The organism is Blautia massiliensis (ex Durand et al. 2017) (assembly GCF_001487165.1).
Taxonomy (GTDB): Bacteria; Bacillota; Clostridia; order Lachnospirales; family Lachnospiraceae; genus Blautia_A; species Blautia_A fusiformis.
In genome coordinates this window covers 180,751-195,677 of sequence record NZ_LN913006.1, presented here as the reverse complement: position 1 = coordinate 195,677, position 14,927 = coordinate 180,751, and the positions used below count along the sequence as shown (strand labels likewise).

Here is a 14,927-nt window from a genome sequence, read left to right as displayed (position 1 = left end):
ATTACTGCTCTGTCCGTGGGCAGTAAACATATATTAATGTGATAAATCAAAGGAGATAAATTTCATGCAGCTTTTAAAAGACAGAATTCTGACAGACGGCGTAGTAAAAGAAGGAAATATTTTAAAAGTGGACAGCTTCCTGAATCATCAGATGGATATTGACCTGATCAACGAGGTCGGCAAAGAATTCAAGAAACGTTTTGACCACTGTCCAATCACCAAAATCCTTACCATCGAGGCTTCCGGTATCGGTATTGCCTGTATTGCGGCACAGTATTTCCATGTACCGGTTGTATTTGCCAAGAAAGCACAGAGTGTGAACCTTGACGGCGAGATGTACACCACCAAGGTAGAGTCTTTCACCCACAAGAAAGTTTACGATGTGATCCTTTCCAAGAAATTTCTCGGACCGGAAGATCACGTACTCCTGATCGATGATTTTCTTGCCAATGGCTGTGCACTTCTCGGTCTGATCGACATCGTTAAGAAATCCGGCGCAACTCTTGAAGGAGCCGGAATCGTTATCGAAAAAGGCTTCCAGTCCGGCGGACAGACCATCCGTGACATGGGTATCCATCTGGAATCTCTTGCTATCATTGATTCCATTGCTGATGGCAAACTTACTTTCCGTGAATAAGATTTATCATAAAAAATACTCCTGGAAACTTATATACATTGTTTCCGGGAGTATTTTTATTTTTATCACAGCCAGATCATGATAGCATTTCTGATCTATGCATCTGCACCCTTTTCCGCTTTCTCTGAAGGTGTCGGAGTTACTGTTTCCTCCGGTGTCGGTGTTCCGGAAATTTCCGTTTTTTCCTTTTCCGATGAAGCCGATGCAGCTTCCGGTGTATTTTCATCTATATCCGGTTCTTCCGTCACCGTAGCTTCCGGTGTCACTGTCGGCGTTGGTGTGGCAGTTGCCTCCGGCATGATCTCTTTTTCTTCATAATATCCGTCATCCACAAGCATCTGATAATTATCTGCATCGATCAGCTGGATATCACTGGTCACAGTTCCCACGATCTTGGTCCCGTTGTCATACTGCTCATAATCGGAGATCTCCGGCTTCTCCCCTTTCAGAAGAGCATCCACCATCGTCACACAGTCATTTGCCAGTACACGGTTATCAAACAGCAGATCATCCTCAATCTTTCCCTGGATCACAGCGGTCACTGCTTCTGCCTCACAGCCGCCTCCTGTGATCATAGGCCAGCCATCCTCTCCAGACACATGTCCTGCATCCTCCAGGGCATCCACAGCCCCAAGTGCAAGGTCGTCAGCACCTGTGCAGATAATATCCGGCGCACCCTCTGTATAATTCTGAGAAAGGATCTCCGCCATATCATTCTTTGCGGTATTTCTTCCGGAACGCATCACTGCAGTATCATCAAAGGTCAGCTTTCCTGAAGTACATACCAGTGTTCCATCGTCGAAATATTCCTGAAGCTTCTCCATCACGCCATTATAAAAGAACAGTGCGTCACGATCATCCGGAGAGCCCATAAGGAACTCAATGGTCAGAGTTTTCTTTTCTTCCCGGGCTTTCTCCAGATCCATTTTTTTTATGATGGAATCTCCCACCATTTTTCCGGCTTTTCTTGTATTAAAGGTAACATAATAGTTGACCTTATCTGTATCCATGATCAGCTGATCGTAAGAAATCACAGGGATAGATTTCTCATACACCTGCTCCAGCACATCGTTCATGCTGTAAGCATCTGAAGGTGCGATGACAAGTGCAGAAAGCTCTTCATCATCCAGAATGGACTGGATCTGTGATACCTGCGTATCACTGTCTTCATCTGCCCAAAATATCTCTGCATCATATCCATCATCTTCCAGTGTATTCTGAAGAGTTTCTCCATCGGCAGACCAACGGGGATCATCTGCTGATGAAGGCAGAAACACACCTACTTTCTTATCTGCTGCCGCAGTTTCTTTTGCTTCTTCTTTTTCTTCTTCCTCTGCATCATTGCTGTTTTTGGCTTTTCCTTCCGGGTCTTCAGACTCCACACTTTCATTGGCTGCCTCTGTCGCCTCTTTGTTTTTTCCACAGCCGGAAAAGGCTGCTGTAAAGACAAAAGCTCCCACAAGCAGGATTGCTGTTTTTTTCTTCATGATCAAATCTCTCCTATAAGCCTTTATAGTCCTTTGCCAGTGATTTCAGATAGTCTCTGTAGGCGGCTGCAGATTTCTTGGGTTTCAGGATACGTACACTGCCGCCCATCCCGGTCAGCCAGCCGTAGAATTTTCCATTTTCCGGAAGCTCTGCAGTTACCGTCAGATCTCCGCTATCTTTCATCTTATATTCTGCATCTGTGCCGAAAAAGTCACGCACTTCCGCCTGTACAGCTCCGGTACATAGAAGTTTTATTTCTTTTTTTATGGTTCCGGCTGAAGCCTCAAGAAGCTTCCGGTACTCTGTCACAGAGGTCTCATGAATATCTTTAGTTTCATGAATCTCCTTAGCTTCCGCAATCAACCCAGGTTCTTCAGACGGCTGTTCCTCTCCGGCACTCTCACCGGCAAGATAATACCCACCCGGCCGTTCTCTTGTATAACGGATATCCATTCCAAAAGAACGTAATACCTCCACATCATCATAAATGCTCTTTCGCTCTGCACGGATTCCCTGTTTCTCAAGATTCCCAAGGATCTTCTGCATAGATATTACCCGATGCTCCCCTGTTTCCCGCAGCATTTTTTCAAGGTACAGGATCTTCGCCTTCTGATTGTTTGATTTTGCCATACTGCCCTCTTATCCTTCGTTTTTTACAAAGCGATGGAAAATATAGGAGTTTGCCTCCTGTTCCTCGCTGTCGTCCAGTTTCTCAAGTTCGATCTTTTTACCGTATTTCTTTTCCAGTGCACGGCTGATCAGAAGATCTGCAAGCTGCGGGTTCTTGGGAAGAAGCGGTCCGTGAAGATACGTACCGATCACATTTTTGTATACAACCCCTTCCTCACCGGATTGTCCGTCATTTCCGTATCCTGACAGAACCTTTCCCAGGGATCTGTTGTTTCCGATGGTGGTACGCCCTCCATGATTTTCAAAACCTACGATGGGCATATCAAAAAGATCGCTCTGCATCACAATGTTTCCAATAAGGCGGCCTTTTCCCTGCTCAGTGCTCATATCTACAAGCTTCAGACCCTCGATCATTCCCTGATCCGTCTTATAATAATTTCCAAGGAGCTGATACCCTCCACAGATTGCGATCACAACTCCATTATCTTCCACGTACGCCTTGAAATCCTTCTGGATTTCCTTCAGCTTTTCACATACCAGCATCTGTTCTCTGTCGGAGCCACCGCCAAGAAGTACGATATCCAGTTTGGAAAAATCGATTCGGTCATCCAGTTCATAAGCTATGGTTTCTGCCTCGATTCCTCTCCAGAGACAGCGCTTCATCAGACACTGGATATTTCCTCTGTCACCGTAAAGGTTCAGAAGATCCGGATATAAATGCCCTATCGTTATCTTCATTTCTCACCCTCCAGTTTCTTCAGGATATTTCTGGTGCCAAACAGCGCCGTATAATTTACAAGTACATAAAGATTGCCGCATCCATCCCCGATTCGTTTGCGGATGGCTGTCTCCACATCATTTTCCAGCATGGACGGGATATCCACATATTTCAGACGGAGGCGCATATCCTGACACCGGATACCACTGACTGTGATGGAATTGATATTGTCCCCTCCGAAAAGATCAAAATCCACATCCCAGAGCCAGGAGATATCTTTTCCATCCTGTGCATTATCATTGATCACAATGATGATATCCTTTGGTGATCCGTCCTGCATCACAGCTGAAATGTTCTGGTTAAAACCGGCCGGATTCTTGGCAAGATTCAGAACAACACTGGTGCCCTTGATCCGAAACTGTTCATTGCGTCCGTTCTCCGGATTAAACTTCCGGAGCATCTCATTAAAATGCTCCGCCTTAAAGCCTGCGGTACGAATTCCCGCATAGGCAGCCAGAATATTATACACATTATAGAATCCCTTATAATTGGCCACGATCCGTTTATCCTCCACTGTAAAGGCAATCTGATCATCCACCTTCACATCTGTGGCATCAAAGTCGATCTCCGGACGTTTAAAGCCGCATTTCGGACATCTGTAGTCTCCCAGCTGACTGTAATGATAGAAGCTGTAGATCAGCCTTTCTCCACAGCACTTACAGAACCGGCCCTCACGGATCTCGTTTGTTTTGTTCTCGATCACCTGTTTGCTGATCCCGTAGGTTACAAAAGGATTTCCGCAGTCCATGGCAAGATATGCAGACAGTGCATCATCACCATTGACAATGACCTTCATATCCGGAACCTTTTTCATCATTTCTTCCAGGATGTTCATAGTGATATCGATCTCGCCATAACGGTCCAGCTGATCACGGAACAGATTGGTCATAACCATATAATCCGGTCTGATCCTTGTGAACACATGTCTTGTGGATGCCTCATCCACCTCGATACATGCATAATCCGCCTCCAGTTTTCCGCTGAATTTTGCCCCCAATACAAAGGCTGCCACAACTCCGTTGAGCATGTTGGAACCGGTATGATTGCAGATGACCTTTTTTCCCTCTGCCTCAAGGCCTGCGCACAGCATGTTATTGGTTGTGGTCTTTCCGTTGGTTCCGCATACTACAAATATTTTTTCTCTTACCTGAGAAGAAAGCTCTTCCAGGATATCCGGACAGATCTTCATCGCGACCTTACCGGCCCAGGTCACACCCTGCCGGCCCATAAGCTTACAGACATGTCCTGTGATCTTTGCTGCCATCACAGCAATGGTTGTTCTTATTTTCATAATCTTCTGATTCCTTTGTTTTTATTTCTCTTACCACAGATCTTCCGCTGTCAGGAAATCGGTACAGATTCCTTCTGCTCCCTGCGAAATGTATCTTCTGGCCTGGTCACGGTCATTAACCGTATAAACATACAGACTGATCCCGTTTTTTTCAAAGATCTTCTCCGTTTCTTCTGACCAATACTCCCAGTATACTGTTGCTGCCGGAATTCCCTTTTCTTTACAGAAGGATGCAATATACTCCAGCTCTTCCACAGAATACTCCTGCCACAGTGAATATACATAGGAAGGAAAAGAATAGAGCATGGCCGTTCCGGGAAACATTGCTTCATTGTAGATTTCCGGAATGATCCGATCCAGCGTCTCACCGGCACCTGCATTCCTGGCGATTTCCACATAATCACTGTAATCCTCCAGTGTTCTCTGATAATTGCGAAGAGAATACTGTTTGGAATCGATCAGCACATATGCATCCGGATAATCTTTCAGAAGAAGGAAAAAATCCTCCAGTGTCATGGGGGTGTATTTCCCATATATTTTACTTTGTCTGAATTCCTTTTCTGTAAGGACTTTTTTTCCGTTGCCATCCCACTGTCCCATGGAATCGTTCCAGTTATGCCTGCAGACCCATACTCCATCGGATGTCCTGGAAAGATCCAATTCAAAAAGACGAACTCCCTGTTCATACATGAACAGAAATCCCTCTCTGGAATTCAGGTAATCCTTTCCGTCCATACCTCCCAGAGCATGTGCAATGGTCCTGTAGTCCTTCCAGCTAAATCCTCCTGATGTATTCCGGGCAGTTTCTGTTTCCGGAAAACTTCCTCCCAGAAGAAAAAGCGATACAAACAGTATTTCCAATGTCAGTATAAAACGTCGCATCATCTCAGGCAACAAAAAAATGCACAAGACGTAAAGGAAAACATTTCCTCGCTGCTTTCCTTTTTATCTTCTGCAAATTTATCATATCCGGGAACCTGTCCCAAACCATTCCTATATTGTTTCTGTCCGGTAATACCAAAAGTCCCACCGACCATGTTTATCATCCTTTCGCATACGTGTAGTCGTATTTCATACATTACCGATTGTACGCTAAAAAAGGATAATAATCAAGTTAATCCTCTTCTTCCTCGTCATATTCCTGCTGAAGTCTCAGATATTCATCATATTTCTCGTGTGCATTCCGATTATAGGATCGGGAGATCGGTATTACATGCTCTCCGATATGGAAGCTGTCATTTTCAGCTCCTGTGACCCGTTCCATATTTACTATAAAGCTCTGATGACACCGCAAAAATGTACCGTCGTCAAGCTGTTTTTCGAAGTCATTCAGCTTACCTCAGGTTTCCTTTTCTTTTCCAATTCTTCCAATAAAAGCTCGCCGCTTTTAAATATCCGAATTTCTGACCCTGGAACGATCCGCTCAAGCTGTTTGTGAAGTTTTCTCGCATCCGCCTGCATATCATCACAAATGGCAATGGTCATCATCGTCATATTTATGTATCCCCTTTTACTCCATCATTGTTACTTTTTGTTCTATATATTATACCATGATTTGTTATTCAAATTATGATATCTTAATGTAATTTATGGTCGAAAACCCACCATTTCTGCATTTTTTCGAGTTTTTTGGAATATTAAAAAAGGACATCTGCATTTCTGCAAATGTCCTTTAAATCGGTCAGAAGTAAATTATACAAGCTCGATAAGAACTTCCATTGCTGCATCGCCTTTACGCTGTCCGATCTTAACGATTCTTGTGTAACCACCGTTACGATCTGCGTATTTCGGAGCGATCTCGCTGAACATCTTATCAACCATGTCAACTTCTTTTGTATTTTTCTTTCTGCCAGCGCCCTTAGCAGGAACCTCTGTTACAGGATAGAAAACTTTCATCATCTCACGACGTGCATGAAGTCTGGAAGGAGCATCTTTCTTGATCTCTTTCTGAACTTCATCGTAAACTGTTTTCTTTTTGCCGTCTACGACTTCTTTTACACGTTTTCCGTCAGCATCTTTACGAGCAACCTTAGCTGTTACTGTAACTGTCTCGAAATTGTCTTTCTCACGTACAGCCATAGCAATAAGTCCCTCAGCGATCTTACGGATCTCTTTAGCCTTAGCTTCTGTTGTCACGATCTTTCCGTGATGAAGAAGGTTTGTAACCTGATTTCTGAGAAGTGCTTTTCTCTGGTTAGATGTTCTGCTTAATTTTCTATATTTTGCCATTTTATTATCCTCCATCTGTGGGACACCAGGACATGCTTGTTCGGTCTTACTGCCCTGCTGCTGACACCCCACTCATTACTCTGTTTCCGGATTATTCCTCTGTAGGCTGGAGCTGAAGTCCCAGCTCTTTGAGTTTTGCAAGTACTTCCTCTAAGGATTTGCGGCCCAGATTACGAACCTTCATCATATCGTCAGAAGTCTTGTTGCATAATTCTTCAACCGTATTGATACCGGCTCTCTTAAGGCAGTTGTAGGAACGAACAGAGAGCTCAAGCTCATCAATGCTCATCTCCAGAACCTTTTCCTTCTCATTGTCTTCTTTCTCGATCATAACCTCTGCGGTCTTAGCATTCTCGGAAAGATCAATGAACAGGTTTAAATGCTCGCTGAGAACCTTCGCTGCAAGGCTGACTGCCTCATCCGGATCAAGTGTTCCATTGGTATATACATCCAGTGTAAGCTTGTCGAAGTCAGTTACCTGACCAACTCGTGTATTCTCTACGATCATGTTGACTCTGTCTACCGGTGTGTAGATCGCATCCACTGCGATCATACCGATCGGCATGTCATCGGTTTTGCCTTTGTCTGCACTGATATAGCCACGACCCTTGGTAATGGTAAGCTCCATGGCCAGTCTGCAGTCTTTTCCACCGTTCAGGGTTGCGATCACCTGATCCGGGTTCATGATCTCAATATCCTGATCTGCCTGGATATCAGCTGCTGTAACAACACCTTTGCCCTCACACTCAATGTATGCGGTCTTCGGCTCATTGTCACTGCTGTGATTCTTAATGGCAAGAGATTTCAGATTCATGATGATTTCGGTCACATCTTCCTTCACGCCCGGAATGGAGCTGAATTCATGAAGTACACCATCGATCTTCACCTGGCTTACTGCAGCTCCCGGAAGGGAGGACAGCATAATTCTTCTTAAAGAATTGCCAAGGGTAGTACCATAACCTCTTTCCAGAGGCTCTACAACGAATCTTCCAAACTTCTTATCTTCGGATATTTCGGTAATTTCGATTTTTGGTTTATTGAAATCAAACACTATAAGGTTCCCTCCTTCTGGGTTAATCAACATTCGAGGGTATTACCAATTTTTATAACTGTAGACACAGTAAACAGTTACTAATTATTTAGAATACAGCTCGACGATAAGCATCTCGTTTACAGGAACATCGATCTGCTCTCTTGTAGGAAGCTCTTTAACTACACCCTTCAGGTTCTCCTGATCAACGTCGATCCACTCCGGAACAAGTCTGCCGCCAGTGATCTCAAGGATTCCTTTATATCTCTCAGAGCCTTTGCTCTTCTCTCTGATCTCAATTGTGTCTCCTGCTTTGCACAGGTAGGACGGAATGTTTACACATTTTCCGTTAACAAGTACGTGCTTGTGATCTACGATCTGACGAGCCTCTCTTCTTGTTCTGGCAAATCCCATACGGAAAACGATGTTGTCAAGTCTGCTCTCAAGCATAACCATAAGGTTCTCACCTGTCTGGCCCTGCATTCTGTCGGCTTTCTTGTAGTAGTTACGGAAAGGTTTCTCAAGAACTCCGTAGATAAATTTTGCTTTCTGTTTCTCTTTTAACTGAAGACCATACTCAGACACCTTGCGGTTTGCACGTTTTAACTGTCTTGTGGACTTCTTATCAATTCCTAAGTAAATCGGATCCAGGCCAAGGGATCTGCATCTTTTCAGAACAGGTACTCTATTTACTGCCATTTCAACTACCTCCTAATTAGACTCTTCTGCGTTTTGGTGGACGGCATCCGTTGTGAGGAACCGGAGTTACGTCACGAATGCTGGTTACTTCAAGTCCGCATGCCTGAAGCGCACGGATTGCAGCTTCACGGCCTGAGCCCGGGCCTTTTACCATAACGTCTACTGTTTTTAATCCATGAATTAAAGCAGCCTTTGTTGCAGTCTCTGCTGCCATCTGTGCTGCATAAGGGGTAGATTTCCTTGAACCTTTAAATCCAAGACCACCGGCACTTGCCCATGAAAGAGCGTTTCCTTCGTTATCTGTCAGTGTGACGATTGTATTGTTGAAGGAAGACTGAATGTGTGCCTGTCCGTGTTCAACGTTTTTCTTGACACGACGTTTTGTCGTTTTCTTTGTAACTTTTGCCATTTTAAAACTAACCTACACTTTCCTTTTATTGAAATTAATTAGTTATATCTATAAATTATTTCTTCTTGTTTGCAACAGTTCTCTTCGGTCCCTTGCGAGTTCTCGCATTTGTCTTAGTCTTCTGACCACGAACCGGGAGTCCTTTACGATGACGGATACCTCTGTAGCATCCAATCTCCTGCAGTCTCTTGATGTTAAGGGCGATTTCCCTTCTCAGATCACCTTCTACTGTCATTGTCTCATCAATAACAGCACTCAGTCTCTTAACCTCGTCATCAGTCAGATCTCTGACACGTGTGTCAGGATTAACCTCTGCTTTAGCAAGAATTTTATCTGCGCTTGGTCTACCAATTCCATAAATGTAGGTAAGACCGATTTCAATACGTTTCTCTCTTGGTAAGTCTACACCAGCTATACGAGCCATGTACTGTTTCCTCCATTTTCTGTTTCTGAAAGTTCCGCATATCGTATGTCACTTGCTCTCGCAAGGTGAAATGGGACATATCGACCTGCCGCTTTCTTTTCTAGTTTCCTAATTGGGGTGCCTCGGTAAAACACCCAGCTGTAATTGGCGAATCACAGCCTTTCCGAAATTGCGGATCTTAACCGCTGTTGCCTCTCGGTATTAGGCAATACATGCTTATTATCTGTTCAGTAGAACAACCCTACCGGGTGTTTCATACTGCAGCCGCACGTTTCACAAACATTCCAAAGAAGTTCCGATATGGAAATCAACCCTGACGCTGTTTGTGCTTCGGGTTCTCACAGATGATTCTGATGGATCCCTTTCTCTTAATGACCTTGCACTTCTCGCAGATCGGCTTTACAGATGATCTTACTTTCACTGGAAATCCTCCTTCCGTAAATTAGTCTCATATCTGCAGTTTCACAGGCGCACTCATACACAGTATTTGCGCGCTTGAAATATATACTAACACCTGTTTTCCTGAAATGCAAGAAAAAATTTAAAAAATTTTTGATTTTTTTTGCAGGCTGTATTATAATGGGTGGCAAAGTCCGGCAGACATATGGAATCTGCCTATTTTAATGAAAGGAATCTTTACATATGCATACGGAAATGAAATATCGTTTTCTGATACATTACACCTTATCTTTTATCGGTGGATACCTGGGGCTTTATGCCATTGTGTCAAGAGCAGATCTTTTTGGCAATGCCCAGACAGCCAATCTTATTGGTGTTGTGCGAGATCTCATAGGCAGGAATTTTTCGGATATGCTTCTGCGTGTGGGTGCGCTTCTCATATATATGGCTGCTGTTATCCTTACGGTCTGGATCCCAGAGCATTTTTCCGCAGATCTTCGTTTTATCAGTATCGGGATCGATATCTTTGCGATCCTGCTCCTGGGATTCTTTCCTTCCGGAATGTCTCCGGTTGTGGCTCTTTACCCCGTGTTCTTTGCAATGCCTTTCCAGTGGTGTACCTTCAAGGCTCCCGGCGGATATAACAGCTCCACGATCTTTTCCACCAACAACCTTCGCCAGTTCACCACAGCTGCCACTCAGTTCCTTATGAAAAAGGACAGCGCACAGTGCGCTAAAGCAAAATTCTACGGAATGACGCTGCTTTCTTTTCATACAGGTGCAGCTTTGTCTCTGATCCTGTATATGACCTGCGGTCTCTCAGGCGTATGGCTCTGTCTGGTTCCTGCCTTCTATGCTGTATGGCTGATCAGTGCAGACCGGAATACCGCAGCCGATACACCGGCAGTTACCCGAAGCACAGCTTCTGACGGCAGCAGCTTCAGAAATCTTTCCTATAAGAAAAAAGAGGCCTGACTTTATTTTAGCTTTGATAAAATAAGAGGAAATGTGATCTGTTTTTACACTGTCACATTTCCTTTTTGTTTACGCGTAAGCCCCTCTGGCGCTTACAGCTTATATGCGTTCGAAATCCAGTATCATGATTTTGAATGGCCACAAATTGATTTCATCTATATTTCTCATACTATCCTCATAACATATCAATATGCTCTGTAACTTGTTTAAACATTCCACGGTATTTACATTGCACTTACCGGGAAAATCTTTTATAATTATTTCAGAAATCATAAATCCTGCTATATATTTTTGACCGAACATGAATGGAGAATTGAAATGCCCAAAAGTATTTACGAAGATATCTATAAAGATCTGAAAATGAAAATAGAGGACAACACCTTTGCCTATCAGGAGCTTCTGCCTTCCGAAAACACTCTGATCCAGACTTACGGCTGCTCCCGCAATACCCTGCGACGTGCGGTCAGTCTTCTTGTCAGTGACGGCTATGTACAGACCATGCAGGGAAAAGGTGTCCGCAATATCTACCGTCCAAACGAGAAGACTGCTTTCACCATCGGAGAGATCGAAACCTTCAAGGAATCTGCTGCAAGGAACGGTCAGAATGCCCATACGGAGGTGGCTCTTTTTACAGAGCTTTGTATCAGCAAAAATCAGTCAGCTTACACAGGATTTCCCGCTGGTGCAGAAGTATATTATATTCAGCGTATCCATTATCTTGAAGATATCCCGCTGATCATCAACCATAATTATTTTCTGAAGGAATCCGTTCCCGGCCTTACTGCCGAGATTGCCAGTCATTCTATCTATGAATATCTGGAACAGGTGCTTCATATGACCATTGTCAACAGCAAACGTATCATGACTGTGGAAAAGGTTACAGAAATTGATGAAAAATATCTTCATCTGAATGTAAAGGATTATAACTGCGTGGCTGTGGTGTCTAGCCAGACTTATAACAGTGACGGTGTGATGTTTGAGTATACCCAGTCACGGCACAGACCGGATCATTTTCGATTTTATGATAATGCCCTGCGCCGATGAGCCAGGCTCATAACTGCTTCGCAGCTATACGGTTATGAGCAGGTGACAAATGTGGCTCACAAATATCCGCCTAGATCTGTATAGATACCTGGATCTGTATAGATGCTGCAGTTTCCTATTTTCCAAAATTATGTTATACTGAAACGATCAACGGAGAGAGGAAATTTTATTTTTATGAAAAAACGAGAATCTTTTAACAGCCGCTGGGGGTTCATTCTGGCCTGCATCGGGTCTGCGGTTGGAATGGGAAATATCTGGATGTTTCCCACCAGAGTTTCCCTGTATGGCGGGGGATCGTTCCTGATCCCGTATTTTATTTTTGTGGCACTGATCGGCTTTACCGGGGTGATCGGTGAGATGAGCTTTGGCCGCGGGACACGTTCCGGGCCTATTGACGCCTTCGGCATGGCCTGTGAAACCAAATGCAGACGAAGGCTGGGTGAAACACTGGGCTGGATACCGGTGATCGGTGCACTGGCCATGGCTATCGGTTATACGGTTGTTATGGGATGGATCTTCCGATATATGCTCGGAACCTTTACAGGATCTACCCTGGCACCGGCAGATATTGAGTCCTTTGGCGCCAAATTCGGAGGCATGGCCTCTGCCTGGGGAAATAATCTCTGGCAGCTGGCTGCTCTTGTGATCTGCATGTTTATCCTGATGTACGGCGTTGGAAGCGGCATCGAAAAGGCCAATAAAGTGATGATGCCTATCTTCTTTATACTGTTTGTGATCCTTGGCATCTATGTTGCCTTTCAGCCGGGAGCTGCTGCCGGATACCGCTATATCTTCCGCGTGGAGCCGGAAGTTCTGGCAAAGCCTTCCACCTGGATCTTCGCACTTGGACAGGCATTTTTCTCCCTGTCTGTTGCAGGCAACGGTACACTGATCTACGGATCTTATCTTCCGGACAGCGAAGATATCCCTGCATCTGCTGCAAGGGTAGCACTTTTTGATACTCTGGCTGCTATGCTGGCAGCACTTGTTATCATTCCGGCCATGGCTACCACAGGTGCCAAGCTTGACCAGGGCGGTCCCGGACTTCTGTTCATCTACCTGCCGCACCTGATCAAAACCATGCCTGGCGGACGGATCATTGCCATCATCTTTTTCGTAGCTGTGTTCCTTGCAGGCATGACCTCGCTTATGAACCTTTATGAAGCTCCTATTGCCACAGTTCAGGAAAAAACAGGTCTTGGCCGGATTCCCTCCTGCATGGTGATCTCAGTGATCGGCGTTGTGGTTTCGCTTCTTATCCAGGGCATTGTTTCTGACTGGATGGATGTGCTTTCCATCTATATCTGTCCTCTCGGCGCAGGACTTGCAGGGATCATGTTCTTCTGGATCTTCGGCCGGAGCTATGTGGAAAGCCAGATCAGCAAAGGCCGTGAGAAACCATTCACGAAATATTTTTATCCGGTGTGTAAATATCTTTATATTCCGGTATGCTTTCTGGTGCTGATCCTTGGTGTTGTGCTGGGCGGGATCGGATGATAAGGTGATAACATAAGTAAAATAAAAAATTATCTGCATAAACAAATCCCACGAAAAATGATTTTTTAATCATTTCCGAGGGATTTTTATGTTTTATCTTATAATATTCGTAAAGCCAGGATTTTCGATTTGCTGCATATCCTGAATACACTCACTTCACAGTTTGTCAACAAGTTTAAGTTTTACACTGATTTCCAATTATTCTACATTCTTAGAGTGTATCCGGTTTCTCCACTTCGTAATCAGACCAGGAAGCAATTGTATCGCTGCCTGAGAAACGTAAAAAAATGTGAGTGATAAATTCCACTTCAGATTCTTTTTCTGCAGAAAAGGCAAAAAAAGACCCGGCAGCTTAACGCCACCAGGTCGTCTTTTACAATATTTCTTATTTATCTCTCCAGATGATTCTTCCTTTGGAAAGATCATACGGAGAAAGTTCGATCGTTACTTTATCTCCCGGGAGAATACGGATAAAATTCATACGGAGCTTGCCACTGATATGTGCAAGTACCACATGTTTGTTTTCCAGTTCCACTTTAAACATCGCATTAGGCAGTTTCTCCAGAACAGTGCCTTCTACTTCGATCACATCTGCTTTTGACATTTTTTACCTCCTATGTCATGACAACAATTGCTGCTTACAGATTCGTAAGCGTCAGAATCTCTGGTTCCCCATCGGTGATGAGGATCGTATTTTCATAATGGGCGGAAAGTGAACCATCCATGGTTACCACTGTCCACTCATCGTCCAGCCATGCCACGTCCGCACGACCAAGGTTGATCATGGGCTCGACGGCCAGGGTCATTCCCGGAAGGAGCTTAATGCCCCTGCGCTTCTGCGGGAAGTTTGGAATCTGCGGATCCTCATGAAGATGAGTTCCGATTCCATGTCCTACAAGGTCACGTACAATACCGTAACGGTATTTCGCTGCGTGGGCTCCGATGGCTTTGGAAATATCATTTAAATGATTTCCGGCTTTTGCCATTTTCAGTCCTTCAAAAAAGCACTCTCTTGTAACCTTAATGAGCTGCTGTGCTTCTTTGGATACTTCACCTACCGCATAGGTACGTGCTGCGTCAGAATGGTAGCCCTTATAAATCAGGCCGGCGTCGATCTTAACCAGATCCCCGTCCTGGATGATCTTCTCCTCGGATGGAATTCCATGCACAACCTCATCATTCAGGCTGATGCAGAAAGAAGCCGGAAAACCTCCGTAGTTCAGAAAGTTCGGAATACAGCCCATAGACCGGATCATTTCTTCCCCGATCTTATCAATCTCTTTGGTGCTGACACCCGGTTTGATGTAAGGGATCAAACCGTCATGCACCTTCTCAAGAAGATGGCCTGCTTCTCTCATAAGTTCGATTTCATGCTGTGTCTTAATTGTTACGGACAT

Annotated in this window: 19 protein-coding genes; 4 read left to right on the top strand and 15 right to left on the bottom strand. The window is 44.5% G+C overall.

What is annotated here, in order from left to right:
* Window positions 1-64: 64 nt before the first annotated feature.
* A complete protein-coding gene (locus BN3261_RS01960; RefSeq protein ID WP_015526955.1) occupies window positions 65-637 on the top strand; it encodes a xanthine phosphoribosyltransferase in 573 nt (190 codons plus the stop codon).
* A 95-nt stretch (window positions 638-732) separates the two neighbouring features.
* On the opposite strand, the gene BN3261_RS01955 is transcribed toward BN3261_RS01960, so the two are convergent.
* The 13 genes from BN3261_RS01955 to rpmJ all read right to left on the bottom strand — a co-directional run bounded on the left by BN3261_RS01955 (window position 733) and on the right by rpmJ (window position 10,036).
* The gene (locus BN3261_RS01955) at window positions 733-2,124 is read right to left on the bottom strand and encodes a substrate-binding domain-containing protein (protein WP_021650782.1); all 1,392 of its coding nucleotides are present in this window, start codon (window positions 2,122-2,124) and stop codon (window positions 733-735) included.
* Window positions 2,125-2,137: 13 nt separating this feature from the next.
* Window positions 2,138-2,755, bottom strand: a complete 618-nt coding sequence (locus BN3261_RS01950) for a WCX domain-containing protein (RefSeq protein WP_059085346.1) — start codon at window positions 2,753-2,755, stop codon at window positions 2,138-2,140.
* A gap of 9 nt (window positions 2,756-2,764) precedes the next feature.
* Window positions 2,765-3,493 (bottom strand): type 1 glutamine amidotransferase, encoded by a 729-nt coding sequence (locus BN3261_RS01945; protein WP_015526951.1) that lies wholly within the window; start codon window positions 3,491-3,493, stop codon window positions 2,765-2,767.
* Entirely contained in the window at window positions 3,490-4,824 is a 1,335-nt protein-coding gene (locus BN3261_RS01940) for a MurT ligase domain-containing protein (protein ID WP_021650780.1), read from the bottom strand. Before BN3261_RS01940 ends, BN3261_RS01945 begins: the two co-directional genes overlap by 4 nt.
* A 30-nt stretch (window positions 4,825-4,854) precedes the next feature.
* Window positions 4,855-5,559 carry a phosphatidylinositol-specific phospholipase C/glycerophosphodiester phosphodiesterase family protein gene (locus tag BN3261_RS01935; protein ID WP_227588377.1) on the bottom strand — a complete coding sequence of 235 codons (705 nt, stop codon included), beginning with the start codon at window positions 5,557-5,559 and terminating at the stop codon, window positions 4,855-4,857.
* Window positions 5,560-5,938: 379 nt separating this feature from the next.
* Window positions 5,939-6,118, bottom strand: a complete 180-nt coding sequence (locus tag BN3261_RS17030) for a LytTR family transcriptional regulator DNA-binding domain-containing protein (RefSeq protein WP_235812329.1) — start codon at window positions 6,116-6,118, stop codon at window positions 5,939-5,941.
* Between the two features lie 35 nt (window positions 6,119-6,153).
* Complete coding sequence (locus BN3261_RS17615; RefSeq protein WP_158526476.1) at window positions 6,154-6,318, bottom strand: hypothetical protein; 165 nt, start codon at window positions 6,316-6,318, stop codon at window positions 6,154-6,156.
* A 198-nt stretch (window positions 6,319-6,516) separates the two neighbouring features.
* The gene (locus BN3261_RS01930) at window positions 6,517-7,053 is read right to left on the bottom strand and encodes a bL17 family ribosomal protein (protein WP_021976084.1); all 537 of its coding nucleotides are present in this window, start codon (window positions 7,051-7,053) and stop codon (window positions 6,517-6,519) included.
* Window positions 7,054-7,144: 91 nt separating this feature from the next.
* On the bottom strand, window positions 7,145-8,104 hold the full coding sequence (locus tag BN3261_RS01925; protein WP_059085345.1) for a DNA-directed RNA polymerase subunit alpha: 960 nt from the start codon (window positions 8,102-8,104) through the stop codon (window positions 7,145-7,147).
* An 84-nt stretch (window positions 8,105-8,188) separates the two neighbouring features.
* Window positions 8,189-8,782: a 30S ribosomal protein S4 gene (rpsD, locus tag BN3261_RS01920; protein WP_015526943.1), complete on the bottom strand. Its 594-nt coding sequence runs from the start codon at window positions 8,780-8,782 to the stop codon at window positions 8,189-8,191.
* 16 nt (window positions 8,783-8,798) lie between these two features.
* Window positions 8,799-9,191: a 30S ribosomal protein S11 gene (gene rpsK / locus BN3261_RS01915; protein WP_015526942.1), complete on the bottom strand. Its 393-nt coding sequence runs from the start codon at window positions 9,189-9,191 to the stop codon at window positions 8,799-8,801.
* 55 nt (window positions 9,192-9,246) lie between these two features.
* Window positions 9,247-9,615: a 30S ribosomal protein S13 gene (rpsM, locus tag BN3261_RS01910; RefSeq protein WP_008707282.1), complete on the bottom strand. Its 369-nt coding sequence runs from the start codon at window positions 9,613-9,615 to the stop codon at window positions 9,247-9,249.
* Between the two features lie 307 nt (window positions 9,616-9,922).
* Entirely contained in the window at window positions 9,923-10,036 is a 114-nt protein-coding gene (gene rpmJ / locus BN3261_RS01905; protein ID WP_003022746.1) for a 50S ribosomal protein L36, read from the bottom strand.
* Between the two features lie 221 nt (window positions 10,037-10,257).
* Between rpmJ and BN3261_RS01900 the strand changes: the two genes are divergently transcribed.
* The 3 genes from BN3261_RS01900 to BN3261_RS01890 all read left to right on the top strand — a co-directional run bounded on the left by BN3261_RS01900 (window position 10,258) and on the right by BN3261_RS01890 (window position 13,530).
* Window positions 10,258-10,989: a YoaK family protein gene (locus BN3261_RS01900; protein ID WP_059085344.1), complete on the top strand. Its 732-nt coding sequence runs from the start codon at window positions 10,258-10,260 to the stop codon at window positions 10,987-10,989.
* Window positions 10,990-11,307: 318 nt separating this feature from the next.
* Window positions 11,308-12,033 carry a UTRA domain-containing protein gene (locus tag BN3261_RS01895; RefSeq protein ID WP_059085343.1) on the top strand — a complete coding sequence of 242 codons (726 nt, stop codon included), beginning with the start codon at window positions 11,308-11,310 and terminating at the stop codon, window positions 12,031-12,033.
* Window positions 12,034-12,207: 174 nt separating this feature from the next.
* On the top strand, window positions 12,208-13,530 hold the full coding sequence (locus BN3261_RS01890; RefSeq protein ID WP_059085342.1) for a sodium-dependent transporter: 1,323 nt from the start codon (window positions 12,208-12,210) through the stop codon (window positions 13,528-13,530).
* Window positions 13,531-13,915: 385 nt separating this feature from the next.
* Here the strand turns inward: BN3261_RS01890 and infA are convergent, their stop codons facing one another.
* Both infA and map read right to left on the bottom strand, forming a co-directional pair.
* On the bottom strand, window positions 13,916-14,134 hold the full coding sequence (infA, locus tag BN3261_RS01885) for a translation initiation factor IF-1 (protein ID WP_005428560.1): 219 nt from the start codon (window positions 14,132-14,134) through the stop codon (window positions 13,916-13,918).
* A 34-nt stretch (window positions 14,135-14,168) separates the two neighbouring features.
* The gene (map, locus tag BN3261_RS01880) at window positions 14,169-14,927 is read right to left on the bottom strand and encodes a type I methionyl aminopeptidase (RefSeq protein WP_015526936.1); all 759 of its coding nucleotides are present in this window, start codon (window positions 14,925-14,927) and stop codon (window positions 14,169-14,171) included.

Coding starts and splice junctions, on each gene's coding strand:
- BN3261_RS01960 (WP_015526955.1), top strand. CDS start 65: ATGCAGCTTTTAAAAGACAGAATTCTGACAGACGGCGTAGTAAAAGAA.
- BN3261_RS01955 (WP_021650782.1), bottom strand. CDS start 2,124: ATGAAGAAAAAAACAGCAATCCTGCTTGTGGGAGCTTTTGTCTTTACA.
- BN3261_RS01950 (WP_059085346.1), bottom strand. CDS start 2,755: ATGGCAAAATCAAACAATCAGAAGGCGAAGATCCTGTACCTTGAAAAA.
- BN3261_RS01945 (WP_015526951.1), bottom strand. CDS start 3,493: ATGAAGATAACGATAGGGCATTTATATCCGGATCTTCTGAACCTTTAC.
- BN3261_RS01940 (WP_021650780.1), bottom strand. CDS start 4,824: ATGAAAATAAGAACAACCATTGCTGTGATGGCAGCAAAGATCACAGGA.
- BN3261_RS01935 (WP_227588377.1), bottom strand. CDS start 5,559: ATGGACGGAAAGGATTACCTGAATTCCAGAGAGGGATTTCTGTTCATG.
- BN3261_RS17615 (WP_158526476.1), bottom strand. CDS start 6,318: ATGACGATGATGACCATTGCCATTTGTGATGATATGCAGGCGGATGCG.
- BN3261_RS01930 (WP_021976084.1), bottom strand. CDS start 7,053: ATGGCAAAATATAGAAAATTAAGCAGAACATCTAACCAGAGAAAAGCA.
- rpsD (WP_015526943.1), bottom strand. CDS start 8,782: ATGGCAGTAAATAGAGTACCTGTTCTGAAAAGATGCAGATCCCTTGGC.
- rpsK (WP_015526942.1), bottom strand. CDS start 9,191: ATGGCAAAAGTTACAAAGAAAACGACAAAACGTCGTGTCAAGAAAAAC.
- rpsM (WP_008707282.1), bottom strand. CDS start 9,615: ATGGCTCGTATAGCTGGTGTAGACTTACCAAGAGAGAAACGTATTGAA.
- BN3261_RS01900 (WP_059085344.1), top strand. CDS start 10,258: ATGCATACGGAAATGAAATATCGTTTTCTGATACATTACACCTTATCT.
- BN3261_RS01895 (WP_059085343.1), top strand. CDS start 11,308: ATGCCCAAAAGTATTTACGAAGATATCTATAAAGATCTGAAAATGAAA.
- BN3261_RS01890 (WP_059085342.1), top strand. CDS start 12,208: ATGAAAAAACGAGAATCTTTTAACAGCCGCTGGGGGTTCATTCTGGCC.
- infA (WP_005428560.1), bottom strand. CDS start 14,134: ATGTCAAAAGCAGATGTGATCGAAGTAGAAGGCACTGTTCTGGAGAAA.
- map (WP_015526936.1), bottom strand. CDS start 14,927: ATGTCCGTAACAATTAAGACACAGCATGAAATCGAACTTATGAGAGAA.